Source organism: Frigidibacter sp. RF13 (assembly GCF_026626305.1).
Taxonomy (GTDB): Bacteria; Pseudomonadota; Alphaproteobacteria; order Rhodobacterales; family Rhodobacteraceae; genus TMP-24.
In genome coordinates, this window is record NZ_JAPNUE010000001.1 from 627,900 (window position 1) to 645,664 (window position 17,765).

The 17,765-nt window shown below is 65.4% G+C and carries 18 protein-coding genes; 12 read left to right on the forward strand and 6 right to left on the reverse strand.

The genetic code is table 11. The annotated features are described in order from the left end of the window. The first annotated feature begins 7 nt into the window (after window positions 1–7). Entirely contained in the window at window positions 8–334 is a 327-nt protein-coding gene (locus OU426_RS03055) for a HesB/IscA family protein (RefSeq protein WP_267632903.1), read from the forward strand. Window positions 335–379: 45 nt separating this feature from the next. Beyond that, entirely contained in the window at window positions 380–1,651 is a 1,272-nt protein-coding gene (locus OU426_RS03060) for a hemolysin family protein (protein WP_267632370.1), read from the forward strand. Window positions 1,652–1,657: 6 nt separating this feature from the next. Here OU426_RS03060 and OU426_RS03065 read toward each other — a convergent pair whose 3' ends face one another. Next, complete coding sequence (locus OU426_RS03065) at window positions 1,658–2,083, reverse strand: hypothetical protein (protein WP_267632371.1); 426 nt, start codon at window positions 2,081–2,083, stop codon at window positions 1,658–1,660. Between the two features lie 137 nt (window positions 2,084–2,220). Here OU426_RS03065 and xth point away from each other — a divergent pair, with 137 nt between their 5' ends. Next, window positions 2,221–3,000: an exodeoxyribonuclease III gene (gene xth, locus OU426_RS03070; RefSeq protein ID WP_267632372.1), complete on the forward strand. Its 780-nt coding sequence runs from the start codon at window positions 2,221–2,223 to the stop codon at window positions 2,998–3,000. Window position 3,001: 1 nt separating this feature from the next. After that, on the forward strand, window positions 3,002–4,279 hold the full coding sequence (locus tag OU426_RS03075; protein WP_267632373.1) for an NAD(P)/FAD-dependent oxidoreductase: 1,278 nt from the start codon (window positions 3,002–3,004) through the stop codon (window positions 4,277–4,279). Here the strand turns inward: OU426_RS03075 and OU426_RS03080 are convergent. Beyond that, entirely contained in the window at window positions 4,276–5,448 is a 1,173-nt protein-coding gene (locus OU426_RS03080; RefSeq protein ID WP_267632374.1) for an FAD-dependent oxidoreductase, read from the reverse strand. The two genes, OU426_RS03075 and OU426_RS03080, sit on opposite strands and share 4 nt — an antisense overlap. A 78-nt stretch (window positions 5,449–5,526) precedes the next feature. Next, window positions 5,527–5,949, reverse strand: coding sequence for an RNA polymerase-binding protein DksA (gene dksA / locus OU426_RS03085; RefSeq protein WP_267632375.1), 423 nt, complete (start codon window positions 5,947–5,949; stop codon window positions 5,527–5,529). A gap of 177 nt (window positions 5,950–6,126) precedes the next feature. On the opposite strand from dksA, the gene OU426_RS03090 reads away from it, so the two are divergent. From OU426_RS03090 to OU426_RS03105, 4 genes are all read left to right on the forward strand, one after another. Then, a complete protein-coding gene (locus OU426_RS03090; protein ID WP_267632376.1) occupies window positions 6,127–6,966 on the forward strand; it encodes an AAA family ATPase in 840 nt (279 codons plus the stop codon). A gap of 78 nt (window positions 6,967–7,044) precedes the next feature. Beyond that, window positions 7,045–8,430 carry a DUF2927 domain-containing protein gene (locus tag OU426_RS03095; protein WP_267632377.1) on the forward strand — a complete coding sequence of 462 codons (1,386 nt, stop codon included), beginning with the start codon at window positions 7,045–7,047 and terminating at the stop codon, window positions 8,428–8,430. Between the two features lie 4 nt (window positions 8,431–8,434). Beyond that, entirely contained in the window at window positions 8,435–8,599 is a 165-nt protein-coding gene (locus OU426_RS03100; RefSeq protein WP_267632378.1) for a hypothetical protein, read from the forward strand. Window positions 8,600–8,603: 4 nt separating this feature from the next. Beyond that, window positions 8,604–9,785 carry a vWA domain-containing protein gene (locus tag OU426_RS03105; protein ID WP_267632379.1) on the forward strand — a complete coding sequence of 394 codons (1,182 nt, stop codon included), beginning with the start codon at window positions 8,604–8,606 and terminating at the stop codon, window positions 9,783–9,785. 99 nt (window positions 9,786–9,884) lie between these two features. Here OU426_RS03105 and OU426_RS03110 read toward each other — a convergent pair whose 3' ends face one another. Then, window positions 9,885–11,048, reverse strand: coding sequence for a M20 aminoacylase family protein (locus OU426_RS03110; protein WP_267632380.1), 1,164 nt, complete (start codon window positions 11,046–11,048; stop codon window positions 9,885–9,887). A gap of 61 nt (window positions 11,049–11,109) precedes the next feature. Here OU426_RS03110 and mazG point away from each other — a divergent pair, with 61 nt between their 5' ends. The 4 genes from mazG to OU426_RS03130 all read left to right on the forward strand — a co-directional run bounded on the left by mazG (window position 11,110) and on the right by OU426_RS03130 (window position 16,475). Next, entirely contained in the window at window positions 11,110–11,952 is an 843-nt protein-coding gene (gene mazG, locus OU426_RS03115; protein WP_267632381.1) for a nucleoside triphosphate pyrophosphohydrolase, read from the forward strand. A 75-nt stretch (window positions 11,953–12,027) separates the two neighbouring features. Then, window positions 12,028–14,325 carry a glycosyltransferase family 2 protein gene (locus OU426_RS03120; RefSeq protein WP_267632382.1) on the forward strand — a complete coding sequence of 766 codons (2,298 nt, stop codon included), beginning with the start codon at window positions 12,028–12,030 and terminating at the stop codon, window positions 14,323–14,325. Continuing rightward, window positions 14,322–15,395 carry a glycosyltransferase family 2 protein gene (locus tag OU426_RS03125; RefSeq protein WP_267632383.1) on the forward strand — a complete coding sequence of 358 codons (1,074 nt, stop codon included), beginning with the start codon at window positions 14,322–14,324 and terminating at the stop codon, window positions 15,393–15,395. Before OU426_RS03120 ends, OU426_RS03125 begins: the two co-directional genes overlap by 4 nt. 159 nt (window positions 15,396–15,554) lie before the next feature. Then, window positions 15,555–16,475, forward strand: coding sequence for a phosphoadenosine phosphosulfate reductase (locus tag OU426_RS03130; RefSeq protein WP_267632384.1), 921 nt, complete (start codon window positions 15,555–15,557; stop codon window positions 16,473–16,475). Between the two features lie 121 nt (window positions 16,476–16,596). Here the strand turns inward: OU426_RS03130 and OU426_RS03135 are convergent, their stop codons facing one another. Then, complete coding sequence (locus OU426_RS03135; protein ID WP_267632385.1) at window positions 16,597–17,211, reverse strand: hypothetical protein; 615 nt, start codon at window positions 17,209–17,211, stop codon at window positions 16,597–16,599. Window positions 17,212–17,289: 78 nt separating this feature from the next. Further along, the gene (locus tag OU426_RS03140) at window positions 17,290–17,634 is read right to left on the reverse strand and encodes a DUF4156 domain-containing protein (RefSeq protein WP_267632386.1); all 345 of its coding nucleotides are present in this window, start codon (window positions 17,632–17,634) and stop codon (window positions 17,290–17,292) included. Between the last annotated feature and the right edge of the window lie 131 nt (window positions 17,635–17,765).

Sequence of the window (17,765 nt, forward strand, 5' to 3'; positions counted from 1 at the left end):
CATGTCCCTGACCCTGCCCCCGAAAGTCACCGACCGCGCCTTCGCGCGGCTGGCCGAGATCAATGAGGCCTCGGGTGAGGCCAAGGCCCTGCGGGTCGCGGTCAACGGCGGCGGCTGCTCGGGCTTTCAGTATGAGATCACGCTCGACGAGCCCGGCACCGACGATCTGGTGCTGGAAGGCAAGGGCCAGAAGGTGCTGGTCGACACGGTCTCGCTCCCCTTCCTCGCCAATGCGACCATCGACTTTTCCGAGGAACTGATCGGCGCGCGCTTCGTGATCAACAATCCGAACGCCACTTCCTCCTGCGGCTGCGGGACCAGCTTTTCCATCTGATCCTTTCCTCTTATAGTCGCCCGACATTGCCGCGACCGGACCCTTATGCTCATTGAAATCCTGACCGTTCTCTGCCTGACCGTCCTGAACGGTCTTCTGGCCATGTCGGAACTTGCCATTGTCTCGGCCCGGCCCACCCGGCTGAAGGTCCTGGCCGATCAGGGCCGCACCGGCGCCCGCACCGCACTTGCCTTGCAGGAACATCCCGGGCGCTTCCTTTCGGCCGTTCAGATCGGCATCACACTCGTCGGCATCCTGTCGGGCGCAATCTCGGGCGCGACGCTTGGTATAAGGCTGACCCAGACGCTGGAGGCTGCGGGTTTCTCCGCCTCCTGGGCGCAGACGCTGGGCGTCGGTTCCGTCGTCGCGGCCATCACCTACCTCTCGCTGATCGTGGGCGAACTGGTACCCAAGCAGATCGCATTGAAGAACCCCGAAGGTGTGGCGATCCGCATGGCCCCGCCGATGCGGGTCATTGCCGCGGTCACAACGCCGCTTGTCTGGTTCCTGGACATATCCGGCAAAGCGCTTCTCTTCCTCCTGCGTCAGCATTCGGTCTCGGGCGAGGAAATGACCGACGAAGAGGTCAAGCTGACCATCGCCGAGGCGGAAACCGCTGGCGTCCTCTCCTCCGACGAACGCGAGATGATCGCGGGCGTCATGCGGCTGGCAGACCGTTCGGCCCGCACGCTGATGACGCCGCGCACCGATGTCGAAGTGCTGGACATAACCGCAGGCCCCGCCGCCGCGCTGAAACAGGCGCGCGAGACCGGCAAGGCGCTTCTGCCCGCGTCCGAAGGCGGCGCCGACGCCATCATCGGCGTCATCCCGGTGCGTGACCTCCTCTTGGCGACCAAGGCCGCAACCTCTGACCTGCGCAAATTCGTCCGCGAGGCGCCGATCGTCATTGACGTGGCCGACGCCGCACAGGTGATCGAGAAGCTGCGCGAAAGCACGGTGAACATGGTCCTTGTTTTCGACGAATATGGCCATTTCGAAGGCGTGATCACGCCGATGGACGTTCTCGAAGGCATCACCGGTTCCTTCGACACGCCCGGCGAAGAAGAACCCGACATGGTCGCCCGCGACGACGGGTCCTTCCTTGTGTCAGGTTCGATGGCCGCCGACGAATTCGGCGACCGGATGGGGCTGAAGCTGCCCGATGACCGCGAGTACGAAACCGTCGCTGGCCTCGTCCTCGACCGTCTCGGCCATATTCCGAAGCTTGGCGAGAAGCTCGAGGTCGGTCAGTTGGTCATCGAGGTCATCGACCTCGACGGCTTCCGCATCGACAAGCTTCTGGTGCGCAACGCCTGACGGCGATCAGCCGTCGGCCGCATTCAGGATCTTGCACATGCCCGGCCGCACATGACGGTCTGCTGCAACCTGCCCAGCCTTGATCTTGAACGATACGCGCGCCCGCGTGCCATCCTTGGTCTTCTTCGCGGTCACGGTCAGCTTCTGCGTCCGGCCGGAACCGGTCGATTCCTGATAGGCGGTGATGATCAGCCGCCCGCTATCGACCTTGATGCCCGAAAAGCCCTCTGACTTAACCGCGCGCGCCATGCGTTTCAGCGCCTTGTCGGGCGCCAGCCCTTTGAAATCCATCCAGGATTCGAAGACGATGGGCGTGACCAGCGGCACACCGACAGCCGAATAATGCTTCTCGCACTGCCCCGCCGAGGCAGCGGTCGCGAACCAGACGGCAGCGAGCGCGACAGGGAGGACGCGTATAACAGATGAGGTCATGAACAGTCTCCGTGATCCGCCCCCGGGCCAGGACGAAAGCATGTCACGAGTGGCAGATCGAGTAGGGAATTCCCGCCCCGGACGGCTTGCGCCCGGCGCGCCCAAGGCCGATGATGGGGTGAGACAGGGGAGCGCGGATGAAGATCGCCACATTCAACATCAACGGCATCAAGGCCCGCGCCGAAGCGCTGCCCGCCTGGCTCGACGAGGCCTCGCCCGACGTGGTGCTCCTGCAGGAGATCAAGTCGGTCGACGAGGCCTTTCCGCGCGACCTCTTCGAGGATCGCGGCTATTTCGTCGAAACCCATGGCCAGAAGGGTTTCAACGGCGTGGCGATCCTGTCGAAACTGCCCTTGGAGGATGTCGAGCGGGGCCTCCCCGGCGACCCTGAGGACGAGCAGGCGCGCTGGATCGAGGCGACCGTGGTAGGAAAGGACGCCGTGCGGCTCTGCGGCCTCTACCTGCCGAACGGCAATCCGGTGCCGGGGCCGAAATATGACTACAAGCTCGCGTGGATGGAGCGGATGCGCAGTCGCGCGGCAAAGCTTCTCGCCACCGAAATGCCGGTCGTGATGGCTGGCGATTACAATGTGATCCCGCAAGCGGAAGATGCCGCCAGGCCAGAGGTCTGGACCGAGGATGCGCTTTTCCTGCCCCAGACCCGCGCCGCCTTCCGCCGCCTTCTGAACCTCGGCTATAGCGAAGCCTTCCGCGCGCGGGAGCCCCGCCCGGGCCATTATTCCTTCTGGGATTATCAGGCCGGTGCGTGGGAGCGGAACAACGGCATCCGCATCGACCATCTGCTTCTTAGCCCGCAGGCCGCCGACCGGCTGAAAGATTGCCAGATCGACAAGGCAGTGCGCGGGCACGACAAGCCTTCCGACCACGTCCCGGTCTGGATCGAGCTCGACGTCTGACATGGCTTTCCCCGATACCTGGTACGCGCGCACCGCCGCCGATCGGACTGTCCGCCCGGCCCTCTCGGGCCATGAGGTGGCCGATGTCGTGATCATCGGCGGTGGACTTGCAGGCCTCACGACCGCGCTCGAACTCGCGCGCGCGGGCCTGGCCGTCGCCATTTTCGAGGCCGCGCAAGTGGGTTTCGGCGCCTCCGGTCGCAACGGCGGACTGGTCAGCCCCGCTTTCGCGGGCGGCGACGCCGCGATCCGCGCCCGGGTCGGCGAGGCGGAGGCGCGCGCCCTCCACCGCCTTTCCATCGAAGGGGTCGAGCGGCTCCGCACCACGATCCGCGATCTGAAGATCGAGAGCGCGAGGGTCGTGCCCGGCCTCCTCAGCCTGCGCCGTTTCGACCGGGCGGACGATCTGAAGGCGCATGTCGACGACTTCGCGAAACTCTACGGTTACGAGCTGCACTATCTCGATCGGACCGCCCTCGCGGAACATGTCACCAGCCCCCGCTACTTCCACGCGCTCCACGATCCGAACGCCTTCCATATCCATCCGCTGAATGTGGTTCGCGCCATCGCGGCCGAGATCGAGCGTCTGGGCGGGCGGATCTTCGAAGGCTCCCCCGCGACCGGCGTCCAGCTGTCAGGCCCTTCGAAACAGGTCCGAACCGCCGGGGGCCTGATCGAAGCACCGCGCCTCGTCCTCGCCACCGGCGGCTATACCGGCAGCCTCGTGCCGCGCCTGAAGCGTGCTGTCCTGCCGATCGCCACCTATATGATGGCGACCGAAGAGGCGCCCGAACTGATCGCGACCGCGATCCGCACCCGCGCCTGCATGTATGACGACCGCCGGGCGGGCGATTACTACCGGCTGGTCGATGGCGGGCGCCGGCTCCTTTGGGGCGGGCGCATCACCACCCGCGCCGCCGACCCTGCGGGCATCGCCCGCGAACTGAGGCGCGAGATGCTGACCGCCTATCCCCAACTCGCCGACCTGAAGACCGAACTCTCCTGGTCCGGTCTCATGGGCTACGCCCGCCATCTGATGCCGCAACTCGGCGAGATGCACCCCGGCGTCTGGCACATCACCGCCTTCGGCGGCCACGGGCTGAACACGACGGCGATTGCAGGCAAGGTACTGGCCGAGGCGATGCTCGGCGAAAGCGACCGGATTAGGCTTTTCAAGCCTTTCGGCCTCGATTGGGCGGGCGGCCCGGCGGGCCTCGCCGCCGCCCAGCTCACCTACTGGAAGCTGCAGCTGCAAGACCGCTGGCGCGAACGCCGCTAAGTGGTGCCAAGACGGGTCACGTCATGACCGTAGAGCCAGGCAAAACGGTCTGCCACCATCCCCGGCGCGAACCTTTGCAGGGTGCGCAGACCGAAATGCGCAAGGTCGCGCCTGACTCCCGACAGGTGATAGTTCCGCGCGTTCGCGCTCGCTGCCGCAACGATCCGCTTCGAACGATCCCGTCGCGCCGCCTGATATTGCCGCAGCGCCTCTGCCTCGGGATGGCGGGCGAGTGACGCCGCCAGAACCCAGGCGTCCTCTAGCGCCATGTTGGCGCCCTGCGCCAGGAACGGCAGGGTCGGATGCGCCGCATCGCCGACCAGCACCGCGCCATGGCCATGCCAGTGCTCGGCAACCGGGTGGCGGAAGAGGCCCCAGAGGTTCGGCCTCTCGATCCGGTCGAGCCAGCCGCGCACCTCGGGGATAAACTCTTCGAACGCGATCCGGAGTGCGAGCGGATCGTCAGTGAGGTTCCAGCTCTCTTCGGCCCATTTCTTCCGCTCTTCGACCGCAACGATATTGCGCAGCGAGCCGCCCCGCAGCGGATAGGTCACGATATGGCGCCCCGGCCCCATATAGACCCGCGCGACCGGCGGTATCTCTCCAGCCGCCGGAAGTGTCGCCCGCCAGGCGACCTGACCGGTGAAGAAGGGCTTGCCTCCCTGATCGAGTGCCGCCCGGACCCGCGAATGCAGCCCGTCGGCGCCGACGACCAGCCCCGCATGTTCGACCCCGCGTTCGGCCAGAAGATGCGGGCCCTGCGCCCCGAGCGTGAGGCTTTCGATCCGGTGGCCAAGCTCGATCGCCGCACCCGCCTGGCGCGAGGCACCCTCCAGCATGTCGATCAGGTCGGCGCGGTGGAAGAACCGGAAGCTGCCCTCCGGCGCGATGCTCGCCAGCTCGATCCGGGTGACGAGCGCGCCGGTTTCGCCGTCGATCAGCTCGACCGCTTCGGCCACCTGCCCCCGCGCGTCACACTCCTCTTCCAGCCCCAGCGCCTTCAAGACCGCCATGCCGTTCGGCGTGATCTGCAGGCCCGCGCCTACCTCGCGGATCACAGGCGCCTGTTCCAGCACCCGCACCTTCGCGCCGCGCTGGCACAGCGCCGTGGCCGTCGCCAGCCCGGCGATGCCAGCCCCAATCACTGCGATGTCGCGATCCCGGATCATGGCTCCTCATGCGAACAGGGCCGGGGCAATCCTGCCCCGGCCCCGTCATAGACTTCGCCGATCTTCTTTAAAATCGGATTATTCGTCGCGGTGCACCCGCTCGCGCCGTTCGTGCTTTTCCTGGGCTTCCAGCGTCATCGTGGCGATCGGGCGCGCGTCGAGACGCTTGAGCGAAATAGGCTCGCCCGTCATCTCGCAATAGCCATATTCGCCATTGTCGATGCGGCGGAGCGCGGAATCGATCTTCGAGACCAGCTTCCTCTGCCGGTCGCGGGTTCTCAGTTCCAGCGCGCGGTCGGTCTCCTCGCTCGCGCGGTCGGCGATATCGGGCACGGAACGGGCGCTGTCCTGCAACCCTTCCAGTGTCTCGGCCGACTGTTCGAGAAGTTCCTCTTTCCAGGAAATCAGCTTGCGGCGGAAATATTCCAGTTGCCGCTCGTTCATGAATGGCTCGTCTTCCGCGGGACGGTAATCGTCGGGAAGAAACACCTCGGGCTTCATACGCACGTCCTCCTCGGCCGGGTCCGTTGCACCCCCTGGGGGACGACCGGCCACTTGTGGGCGCCGCCATACAGGAAGCGCGCACGGATGTCACTAGCTGGCAAGGCTGGCATTGCAGCTTTGTGACCCGGCAGCTATGTCGGGCGGAACCTGGGACAAGAGACTGCGGGAAAGCGCATGAAATTCAACGGTACCGACGCCTACGTGGCGACCGAGGACCTGACTGTTGCGGTCAATGCATCAGTTACGCTGGAGCGCCCGCTACTGGTGAAGGGAGAGCCCGGAACTGGCAAGACCGAGCTCGCCCGTCAGGTCGCCCTGAGTCTCGGGCTGCCGCTCGTTGAATGGCATGTGAAGTCCACAACCAAGGCGGCACAGGGGCTCTATGAATATGATGCCGTCTCGCGGCTCAGGGACAGCCAGCTTGGCGATGCGCGCGTCCATGACGTGAAGAACTATATCCGCAAGGGCAAGCTCTGGCAGGCGTTCGAAGCCCCGGGCAAGGTCGTCCTTCTCATCGACGAGATCGACAAGGCCGACATCGAATTTCCGAACGACCTTTTGCAGGAACTCGACCGGATGGAGTTCCATGTTTATGAAACGGGCGAGACGATCCGGGCCAGACACCGCCCGGCCATCATCATCACTTCGAACAATGAAAAGGAACTGCCCGACGCCTTCCTGCGCCGCTGTTTCTTCCACTATATCCGCTTCCCCGAGGCCGACGTCCTGAAACGTATCGTCGATGTGCATTTCCCGGGGCTGAAACAGGCGCTGCTCGCCGAGGCGCTGACCCAGTTCTACGAGATCCGCGAAACGCCGGGACTGAAGAAAAAACCTTCGACCTCGGAAATGCTCGACTGGCTGAAACTGATCCTCGCCGAGGACCTGGGGCCGGACGACCTGAAGCGCGATCCCAAACACCTTCTGCCGAAACTCCATGGCGCGCTTTTGAAGAACGAGCAGGATGTCGCCCTCTTTGAGCGCCTGGCCTTCATGGCCCGCGCGCGGGGCTGACGGCGGCCGCAGGATTTGGCTTCGCTTTTGCCGAAGCTGCGGCTAGCCTGCCCGAAAAGGCGCAGACCGAGGATGGCAGTGACAGGCAGACCCCTTTCCCGCAGGCTCGCGGTGGCGCTTATCGGTCTTGGGCTCCTCTCCGGCTGCATAGCCCCCGAAAGCACGCCGCGACAGACCGACGGGGCAGTCCTGCGCGCGGGCTTTGACAGAATACCTCTGCCACCGATGAAGCGGTTCCCGCCGGCGCCGGGCACGCCCGCGCGCCGTTCGAACGCCGATATGGCGCGGGATTTCATGGACCTTTCCTTCCGGCTTGAAACCGGCCGCCCGCTTGATGCCTTCTCGCGCTTCACCGCCCCCCTGACCTACCGGCTGACCGGCCAAGTGCCGCCCACCGCCGCCACCGATCTGGGCGAGCTGATCGCGCGCCTCCGGACCGAGGCCGGGCTTTCCCTGTCGGCCGCCGCCCCAGAGGATCAGGCGGCAATCACCATCGAATTCCTGCCGCGCCGCCAGCTGCAGGCCCGCGCCCGCGATGCCGCCTGTTTCGTGGCGCCCCGCGTCTCGTCCTGGACGGAATACCGCCGCGCCCGGGGCTCGGACCTCGACTGGACCGACTTCACCTTCCGCGACCGGGTGGCGATCTTCATCCCCTCCGACACCGGCCCGCAGGAAATCCGCGATTGCCTGAACGAGGAAATGGCCCAGGCGCTCGGCCCCCTGAACGACCTCTACCGGCTGCCGGATTCGGTCTTCAACGATGACAATATCGAAGGCAGGCTCACCGGCTTCGACATGCTGATGCTGCGCGCCACCTATGCGCCGGAACTGACCCCCGGTATGTCACCGGGCGAGGTTGAGGTGCGCATTCCCGGCATCCTTGCCCGCCTCAACCCGGCCGGGGCGCGACCCGCAAGCTTCCCGCCCCAGACCCCGCGCGCCTATGGCGAGGCCATCGCCCGCGCGCTCGGTCCCGGCGCACGGGGCGGCGGCCGGGTCCGCGCCGCCGAGGAAGCGCTCGCAATCGCCCGGCCCTGGTCCGACTGGCGCACCGGCTTCGCCTGGCTCTCGCTCGGCCGCGTCCTGCCGCGCGACCGGCTGGCTGAGGTGCGCGCCGCCTTTGCCAATGCCGCCGCCCTCTATCGTTCGCAGCGACTGCCACTTCATGCGGCGCACGCCGACCTGCAGCGCGCGCTTCTGGCCCTGTCGGACGGCGCCTTCACCGATGCGCTCTCGCTTGCCGACGGGGCGATCCCGGCCGCGCGCACGGGCCGTGACGCGGCCCTGCTCGCTGGTCTCCTCGCCGTCCGCGCCGTCGCGCTTGACCGGACGGGCCAGCCGGACGCCGCCCGCGCCGCCCGCCTCGACAGTCTCGGCTGGGCGCGCTATGGCATGGCCTCCGACACAGAGGTCCGGGCGCGGCTTGCCTTCATCGAGGCGCTCGCGCCCGATGAGAAGGGGTGAGCCGATGGTCATTTTCCTTGCAGCACTATTCGGCGCGCTCTTCGGCATCTACCGGGCCCGCGCCCGCGGCGGGCGCGGCCTCGACATGGCGCAATATGCCGCCGCCCATGCGATCCTCTTCGCCCTCCTCGGCCTTCTCGTCGTGATCGTCGCGGGCCGGGCGGCCTGAACCGATGTTCCTGCCCTTCTTCGCCGAACTGAGGCAGGCGGGCGTTCCGGTCAGCCTGCGCGAGTATCTGGCTTTTCTGGACGGTATGGCGGCGGGGCTCGTCACCTATGAGATCGACGGCTTCTACTATCTTGCCCGCACGGCGATGGTGAAGGACGAACGCCACCTCGACCGGTTCGACCGCGCCTTCGCCGCCGCCTTCAAGGGGCTGGAAGTCATTTCGCCCGAACAGGTGATCGAGGCGGTCGACCTGCCCGCCGATTGGCTGCAGAAACTGATCGAACGCACACTCACCCCCGAGGAAAAGGCGCAAGTCGAAGCCTTAGGAGGCTTCGACAAGCTGATGGAAACGCTGAAGAAACGGCTTGAGGAACAGAAGGGCCGCCATCAGGGTGGCAACAAATGGATCGGCACCGCCGGCACCTCGCCCTTCGGCGCCTATGGCTACAATCCCGAAGGCGTGCGCATCGGCCAGTCCGAAAGCCGCCACCAGCGCGCCGTCAAGGTCTGGGACAAGCGCGAATTTCGCAATCTTGACGACACGGTCGAGCTTGGCACCCGCAACATCAAGGTCGCGCTGAAGCGCCTCCGCCGCTGGGCGCGCGAAGGCGCCGACGACGAACTGGACCTGCTCGGCACGATCCGCGCCACCGCAGAGCATGGCTATCTCGACGTGAAGACGCGGCCCGAGCGCCATAATGCGGTGAAGGTGCTACTCTTCCTCGATGTCGGCGGCTCGATGGACCCGCATGTGAAAGTGGTGGAGGAGCTCTTCTCCGCCGCCCGCGCCGAATTCAAACATCTGGAATATTACTATTTCCACAACTGCCTCTACGAAGGCGTCTGGCGCGACAACCGCCGCCGCTGGGATCAGCAGACCCCGACCTCAGAGGTGCTCAGGACCTACGGCAGCGACTACAAAGCGATCTTCGTGGGCGACGCCTCGATGTCGCCCTACGAGATCGCCCATCCGGGCGGCGCGAACGAACACTGGAACGCCGAGGCAGGCGAGGTCTGGCTGAACCGCGCGCGCGCCCAGTGGCCCGCGCATGTCTGGCTGAACCCGCTGCCCGAACGCTACTGGCCCTATACCCAGTCCGTCGGCATGATCGGCCGCATCTTCGAAAACCGCATGTTCCCGCTCACTCTCGACGGCATCGGCCGGGCGGTGAAGGTGCTCGGCTGACGCGACCCGACATCCCACCCCCCACGTTCTGTCCCGAAATACTCTCGGGGGGAGGACCCGGATGCAATCCGGGGCCCGGGGGGCAGACAGCCCCCCGCCCTAGCCCAAAGGCTGCGCGCGTTCGACAAGCCGGGCGAAAAAGCTCGCGCCGACAGGCGCAAGCTCGTCATTGAAATCATAGGCCGGGTGATGCAGCCCCGCCCCCGGCCCCTGACCGAGGAACAGATAGGCACCGGGCCGCGCCTCGAGCATATAGGAAAAGTCCTCCGACCCCATCTCGCGCGGCCCGTCCGCCTCGACAGCCGCGTCGCCCGAGATCTCTCGCGCCACATCGGCGGCGAAGGCCGCTTCGCCCGGGTGATTGATCGTCGCCGGATAGCCCCAGTCATAGTCGATCCGCGCGGACACGCCATAGGCCGCCGCATGGCCCTCGACGATCTCGTAGATGCGCTTCTTCAACATCTCGCGCACCTCGGGCTTGAAACAGCGGATGGTGGCGGCGAACATCGCCTCTTCGGGGATGATGTTCGACGCCGTCCCCGCCTGGATCATCGTGACCGAGATCACTGCCTCGTCCAATGCGTATACGTTGCGCGACAGGATCGTCTGGATCGCGCCGACCATGCCCACCAGCGCCACGACCGGATCGACGCACTCATGCGGCGTCGCCCCGTGGCCGCCCTTGCCGGTGATATGGACGACCGCCGTGTCGACCGAGGCCATCAGCGCCCCTTGCGTCGTCTGGAAATGACCGAAGGGAATGTTCGGCGCATTGTGGATACCGTAGACCTGGGCAATGCCGAACCGGTCCATCACGCCCTCGCGCACCATCACATCGCCACCGCCTCCATCCTCCTCCGCAGGCTGGAACAACAGTGCAACCTTGCCGCGGAACCTCCTGGTTTCACACAGATATTTTGCGGCACCCAAGAGCATCGTCGTATGCCCGTCATGACCGCAGGCATGCATCTTTCCGGCATGACCCGAGGTATAATCGGCCCCCGTCAGCTCCTCGATCGGCAAGGCATCCATATCGGCGCGAAGCCCGATCACCGGCCCCTCGCCCTGGCCTTCGATGATCGCCACGATCCCGCTCTTGGCGATCCCCTCATGGATCTCATCGACACCGAATTCCCTGAGCCGCTCGGCCACGAAGGCCGAAGTTTTCGGCAGGTCGAACGACAGTTCCGGGATCCGGTGCAGATGCTGGCGCCATTCCTTCATCTCGGGGGCAAAGGCTGCGATGCGATTGAGGACGGGCATGATGGACTCTCTTCAAGGCTCTTGTTAGCCGTCAGATGATCAAAAACCCGGGGGGAGAGCAATGACGAAAGACCGAAAGGCCTCCGACGCGCTGGTGCATGACCCGGCGGGCGGCCTGCCCCGGCTTCTGGAAATCATGGCGCGCTTGCGCGATCCGTCCGGTGGTTGCCCCTGGGACCTGGAGCAGACTTTCGCGACGATCGCCCCCTATACGATCGAAGAAGCCTACGAGGTCGCCGACGCGATCGAGCGGCAGGCCTGGGGCGAGCTGAGGGGCGAACTGGGCGATCTTCTCTTTCAGACGGTCTATCACGCCCAGATGGCGGCCGAGGCGGGCCTTTTTGGCTTCGAGGATGTGGCGACGTCGATTGCCGACAAGATGGTGGCGCGCCATCCTCATGTCTTCGGCTCTGAAAGCCGCGACAAGACGGCCGAGGATCAGACCCGCGACTGGGAAAGGATGAAGGCGGCCGAACGGGCCGGAAAGGCCGAGGGCGGCGTTCTGGATGGCGTCGCGGCGGGCCTGCCCGCGCTCACCCGTGCGGTGAAACTGCAAAACCGTGCGGCGCGGGTGGGTTTCGACTGGCCCTCGACCGATGAGGTGATCGACAAGATCACCGAAGAGGCGCGGGAGTTGAACGATGCCCGGCAAACGCTTGGCGAGACAGAGATTTTCGAGGAATTCGGCGATCTTCTCTTCGTCGTCGCCAATCTCGCCCGCCATCTGAAGATCGACCCTGAGGCCGCGCTGCGCGCGGCGAACACGAAATTCACCCGCCGCTTCCGCTCGATCGAGGCCGCACTGGCTGCGCGCGGCAAGCGGCCCGAGGACAGCGATCTGGCGGAAATGGACGCGCTGTGGAACGCCGCCAAAGCGGCGGAAAAGGCGCAGTCGCCCGCCTGACCCTCAAATGTTGTGCGGCGTCGGTCGCGCTGCTATCCAAGGTCAGGGGGAAGAACCCGGGCCCTGACAGGATCGATGCAGACAAAAGCCGCACCGCAATTTCACGTCCGCAGGCTTGCTTCCGGCGCGGCGGGTGGCGTGGCCTGGCTGGACGCCTGCGGCACGCCCGGTGCGGACGGGCGGCAGGTGCGGATTTTCCTGCGTGCGGGCCAAAGGCCCGCGCTGGTGCGTGACTTGCCCGAAAGCCTTGTCATCGACGGCACGCGCGAGGTTTCCGGCGCGCTGATGATCATTGGCCGCGACACAGGGGATGAGGCTGCACCGGCACGGCTTGGGCTTAAGAACGGCGTCATGGAGATTCCCCTCAGTTCGCCCGAACTCGACCTCCTCGCCGGGCGCAACGTGCTTTTCGGCCTGCGCTCGGTCGAAACCGCTGAGACAGTGCTGGACTGGCTCGCCTATCACGCGCGTCATCATGGCGCAACGGCGGCTCTGATCGTGAACCGTCAAAGCGACAAAGATGTTTTTCAACAAAGGCTTGCGCATCTTCTTGACAGTGCCGATCTTGACACATCCGCGCCCTTTTCCGTGCTTGTCGTCGAAAGCGACATTCCCTTGGGCAAGCCCGATCTCGGACCCGAGAACCACCCCTATCTCGCCCCAGACGCGCCCGGCAAATCGCGGATGGAGGCCCCCGCGCCCGACCCCTGGTCATCGCCCCTCGGCGAGAGCCTGATCTTCGAGGCGATGAAGGCGCGTTTCCTCGCCCGTGCCCGCGCCGTCCTGCTCCTCGACCCGTGCGACATCCTCGCCGATCCTGACCGGCTGCCCAATGCCTTCGACCTCTGTCAGGCCGCGCCCAATGGCGTGATCCTCTTGGCCGGGCGCCGCATCTACCCCTGGCGCATCCGCAAGGACCAGCCCGAGCGCTTCGGCGACCATATCTGCCGCCAGTTCGACGCGCGGCGCGGCATCGCGCGCTGGGGCGTGGCGCCGGAAAAGGCCGGGCTCGACAAGACCTGGCGCATGATCCGCGTCGCCTATGCCCAGCCTGCGCCCGGGCAGGTCGTGCCCTTCTGGCGGGCGATGGCCCTGAAAGTACCGGGGCAGAAGCCCTCGGTCCTCGCCCCCAAGACTTCGCTTGTCGAGGACCCCGAGCTTCTGCGCCTTGCGACCGCCTGTTTCGGCGCCAAGCCGGTGCGGCCGAAACCATCGGAGGTCGCCGCGGCCCCGATACCCGACCCGGCAACGGCGCGTACGGTGATCGTCACCACGATGAAGAACGAAGGCCCGTTCATCCTCGAATGGATCGCCTATCACCGCGCGATCGGGGTCAGCGATTTTCTCATCTACACCAACGACTGCACCGACGGCACCGACGCACTCCTCGACCTTCTGCAACGAAAGGGCATCGTCCAGCACCGCGACAATCCCTTCCGCTCGATGCCCGACCATATCAAGCCGCAGCATGCGGCCCTGCAGGCGGCCGAGGACGAGACCGTGGTGCAAAAGGCCGACTGGGTGATCTGCATGGATGTCGACGAGTTTGTCGATATCAAGCTCGGCGACGGGCGTCTGCCCACCCTTCTTGCGGCGATGGGCGAGGCGAATATGATCGCGCTGACCTGGCGGATGTTCGGCAATGCCGATGTAGAGGGCTTCGAGGACCGGTTCGTGATCGCCCAGTTTCCGCTCGCCGCCGAAGAGATGATGCGCAAGCCCCATCAGGCCTGGGGCTTCAAGACCTTGTTCCGCAATATCGACATCTACAGGAAGCTCGGCGTCCACCGGCCGAAGGGGTTGAAATCCGACCTCTGGAAGGTGGTGAAATGGCTCAATGGCTCCGGCCAACCGATGCCGCGCGAGATGTTGAGGAACGGCTGGCGCTCTTCGACCGATTCATTCGGCTATGACTGGGTGCAGCTCAATCACTATGCCTGCCGGTCGGTCGACAGCTACCTCGTGAAGCGCGACCGCGGCCGGGTGAACCATGTCGACCGCGACCAGGGCGTGAATTACTGGTTCCGCATGAACCATAATGCGGTCGAGGAACGCTCGATCCAGCGGATGATTCCGGCGCTGCAGGCCGAATGGGACCGGCTGATCGCCGACCCCGAGATCGCCGCCCAGCACGCGGCCTGCGTCGCCGCCCACCGGGCGAAGATCACGGAGTTGATGGCGCGGCCCGACCAGCAGGCGCTGCATGCTGAATTGGCGGGAGAACGGATGCGGGCCCTGTCGCGCCTGCTGCGGCATTTCGGCGCCAATGTCTTCAATGCTGGCCCCCATGTGATCCCCGAGGACCTGCACCGGCAGAAAATCAGCCAGGATTTCTTCTTCACCGTCGATCATTCCGGCGAGGCGCATCATTGAAGGCACTCCTCATCCTCACCGTCCGAAATGAAGGCGCCTTCCTGATCGACTGGCTGGCCTGGCACCGGCATGTGGGCTTTACCGATTTCCTTGTCTTTTCCAACGATTGCACCGACGGCACCGACCTCATGCTCGACCGTCTGGCGGCAATGGGCTGGCTCACCCATGTGCCGAACCCTGGGCCGCACGAAAAGGGCGCGCAATGGGCGGCCCTGAAGGCTGCGAATGCCCATCCGTTGAAACGACAGGCCGACTGGCTCCTGACCGCCGACATCGACGAATATGTGACGGTCCATGCGGGCGACGGACGGCTTGCCGACCTTTTCGCCGCCCTGCCAGAGGCGACCGCGATCCCCCTCACCTGGCGGCTTTTCGGCAATGGCGGGGTGATCCGCCGCGACGGGCGCCCGGTGCCGGAGGTCTTCACCCGCGCCGCGCCTGCGGTCATGGGCTGGCCCTGGCGGGCGGCGATGTTCAAGACGCTCTTCAGGAACGACGGGAGTTATGGCGCGCTTGGCGTCCACCGCCCGAAGGATCCTACACCCGAGGGCCTGTCCCGGCAGCGCTGGTTCGACGGGTCGGGGCGCGAACTGCCCGCCGATTTTCATTCCGCCCGGCTGTTCTCACCCTTCGGTCAGGACAATTATGGCCTCGTGCAACTGAACCACTATGCCCTCGGCGCGATGGAGGATTATGTCCTGAAATGCGACCGCGGGCGCGCCAACCGCTCCGCCTCGGCCTTCGACCTCTCCTACTGGGTCGAGCGCAATCTCTGCGCGGTCGAGGACCGGGCGCTTGTCGACAGATTCCCTGCCGCGGGCAGTCTTCGTGACGAGCTGCGCGCCGATCCGCTCCTTGCCGACCTGGAGAAGCGTGCGCAAACCTGGCGATCCAACCGCCTCCGCCAGCTGATGAGCGAAGAGGCCTACCGGTCCCTCCTGGGGCGACTGATGATGGCGCCGCACAGCCGCCTGTTGAGCGAACGCGAAAGCCGATTCCTTTTCGATCTGGCCCGGCAGAACCAATCGGGCACCCTGGTCGGAACTGGCGGCTCTCAGGAAACGGATTAACGACGGAAAACAAGCGCTTTTCCGCTTTCCACCCAGTCGCTCTTGTGTGCGGGCGCATGGCTTCCCACACATATCTTGCGTCACCGGCACAGGCCGGTGCTAGAATTGCCGGGTCCGGACCGCGCTTCCGGATATCGGGGGATCATGCGCAGAGGGTGAATGGTGAAAGACCGCGGGTCTTTGTCAAAGGACGAGTTTGTCGAACGTCTGAACCATGTCGGACGGCGCGAGGGTTTCTTTGCGCCGCTCGGTCAGGACCACGCCGCGCTTTTCGCCGACCGCGAGGCGGTGCTTCTCGTCACCTTCGACAGTTCCGCCCATATCCGCAGCCAGTCTTCGGACGGGCTTCCCTACGGTTTCGCGCTGGCCGAAGGGCGCGACTGGTCGCACCTGAGCCTCATCTGTTACCGTCAAACCTGGTTCCGCGACCCGGAGGTTTACGGATTCTTCGACCGGCTGACCGACGACGGCTTCTTCGACCAGTATGACCGGGTGATCTTCTTTGGCGCGGGTCCGGCGGGCTATGCCGCCGCCGCCTATTCGGTCGCCTGCCCGGGCGCCACGGTGATCCTGGTGCAGCCGCAGGCGACGCTTGACCCGACCTATGCCGGCTGGGACCCGCGGTTCGAAAACCACCGGCGGCTGAATTTCACCGATCGCTACGGCTTCGCCCCCGACATGACCGACGGCGCGCACGAGGTCTTTGTGATCTTCGATCCCGCGCAGACCTATGATGCGATGCATGCCGCGCTTTTCCGACGCAGCTTCACCACCTTCCTGCCCTGCCGGAACATGGGATCGGACCTTCTGGGCACATTGACCGCGATGCATGTCCTGCCGTCAACCCTCGCCGCGGCGGGCGACGGCGCCTTAGATGCGCGGCTCTTCTGGACCTTCTACCGCGCGCGCCGCAACCACCTGCCCTATCTGCGCCGCCTCTTGAATCGGCTGGAAACCGACGGCAGGCCGGGCCTTGCCGCCCTTCTGGCCAACAATGCGGGCGGTCGGCTAAATGATGAGAAGTTCCGCGCCCGCGCCCGCGATCTCGCCGCAAGTTTCCGCGGGATGACAGCGGGCTGAGACGGCACGGACCTTCAACGGCCCGCGCACGAGACCCGAGCGCGCCCGAGGTCTTTCAAAGACTTCGGACCGGAATTCTTGAAGAATTCCGGTGCCCGGCGACACGCCTCACAATATGGCCTTACTCGGCGGGAAGCGGTTCGATCGCGGTCAGTTCATAGCGCTCTTTCGGCATCTCGGGTCCCGCCCGACCGATGAGCGTCGCAAAGCCGAAGTCTGGGAAATAGAGGAAACTCTGCCCTTCCCAATCCCGCTCGCGGATGAAGGTCGCCTCGACCGTCACCGCATCAAAGCTGCAGTCCCCGACCGCGACCGCCACCGCGCCGCCAAAAACGAAGGCGGCGGTTTCCGGCACAGGCGCGTCGCCGGGAAAGGTCGCGATCACCTGCCCGACCCAGCCCGTCGCGCCCGGCGCCGGTTCGACGAGCGGTCCACCATCATAGTCATATGTCACGCGGCGATCCGGGCCGGCTCCGGCACCCGCCGCCGCTGCCTCAAGATCATAGAGCCCGTAGCGGCTGGCATAGACCAGATCGCCGCCATCCGCGCCGCTACCGATCTCGGTGAACTCGATCAGCCCGTCGGTGCGGCGCTTCACCTTGGTCGTTCCGTCCGCCCCATAGACGAGCCGCAGGCCCTGCTTCATGTCGCCGGGCGTCGCGCATTCGGAGGCGTGGGCGATATTCTGGCCAAGAAGGCAGAAAACCATCGCAGCTGACGAAGAAAGAAGGCGCATTTCACCCGATCCAAAGCGATTGTCGCCCGCCACTCATCCACAGGGCGCTTTGCCGGGCAAGCCCGGCGTTGCCGATCGTCAGCAGGCATAGACCTTCGCATGAAGCTCATAAAGCTCGACCCCCGGCGGTACCAGATCGAAAACCACGGTATTGGCCCCGACCTTGCGCGCCTCGTCCTTGACCTGATTGCGGGTATACTTAAGCCCCTCAGGCCCGAGGATCGGCCCGTAAACGCTTGGCGTTCCTGTGATATCGGACACGTAGCGGCAGCTCGTCACCTCCGCTGCCGTCGCTTCCCGCACATCCGGCACCCCGGTAAACCCCGGATCGTTCGTGCACCCAGTAAGCACCAGCCCGATCGCCATCGCACCCGAAATCCTGCGCATGATCTGCCCTTTCGCCTGACCGGCGGTCGTCTGCATCCGGCGCCGCCCTGGAAACAATGATGCCGCGCGCGCCCAGCCTGCGCAATGGCGGGCGCAATGGCGCGCGCGCCGCAACCCACCATCCAACTGTGATTCGGCGGAAGATCGCCTTCGGAGGCGACCGGTCG

Excerpts from the sequence above, each read along its gene's own strand:
- xth (WP_267632372.1), top strand. The coding sequence starts at position 2,221 with ATGAAGATCGCCACATTCAACATCAACGGCATCAAGGCCCGCGCCGAA.
- OU426_RS03140 (WP_267632386.1), bottom strand. The coding sequence starts at position 17,634 with ATGCAGACGACCGCCGGTCAGGCGAAAGGGCAGATCATGCGCAGGATT.
- OU426_RS03105 (WP_267632379.1), top strand. The coding sequence starts at position 8,604 with ATGTTCCTGCCCTTCTTCGCCGAACTGAGGCAGGCGGGCGTTCCGGTC.
- OU426_RS03080 (WP_267632374.1), bottom strand. The coding sequence starts at position 5,448 with ATGATCCGGGATCGCGACATCGCAGTGATTGGGGCTGGCATCGCCGGG.
- OU426_RS03135 (WP_267632385.1), bottom strand. The coding sequence starts at position 17,211 with ATGCGCCTTCTTTCTTCGTCAGCTGCGATGGTTTTCTGCCTTCTTGGC.
- mazG (WP_267632381.1), top strand. The coding sequence starts at position 11,110 with ATGACGAAAGACCGAAAGGCCTCCGACGCGCTGGTGCATGACCCGGCG.
- OU426_RS03090 (WP_267632376.1), top strand. The coding sequence starts at position 6,127 with ATGAAATTCAACGGTACCGACGCCTACGTGGCGACCGAGGACCTGACT.
- OU426_RS03065 (WP_267632371.1), bottom strand. The coding sequence starts at position 2,083 with ATGACCTCATCTGTTATACGCGTCCTCCCTGTCGCGCTCGCTGCCGTC.
- OU426_RS03100 (WP_267632378.1), top strand. The coding sequence starts at position 8,435 with ATGGTCATTTTCCTTGCAGCACTATTCGGCGCGCTCTTCGGCATCTAC.
- OU426_RS03060 (WP_267632370.1), top strand. The coding sequence starts at position 380 with ATGCTCATTGAAATCCTGACCGTTCTCTGCCTGACCGTCCTGAACGGT.
- OU426_RS03110 (WP_267632380.1), bottom strand. The coding sequence starts at position 11,048 with ATGCCCGTCCTCAATCGCATCGCAGCCTTTGCCCCCGAGATGAAGGAA.
- OU426_RS03075 (WP_267632373.1), top strand. The coding sequence starts at position 3,002 with ATGGCTTTCCCCGATACCTGGTACGCGCGCACCGCCGCCGATCGGACT.
- OU426_RS03130 (WP_267632384.1), top strand. The coding sequence starts at position 15,555 with ATGGTGAAAGACCGCGGGTCTTTGTCAAAGGACGAGTTTGTCGAACGT.
- OU426_RS03120 (WP_267632382.1), top strand. The coding sequence starts at position 12,028 with ATGCAGACAAAAGCCGCACCGCAATTTCACGTCCGCAGGCTTGCTTCC.
- dksA (WP_267632375.1), bottom strand. The coding sequence starts at position 5,949 with ATGAAGCCCGAGGTGTTTCTTCCCGACGATTACCGTCCCGCGGAAGAC.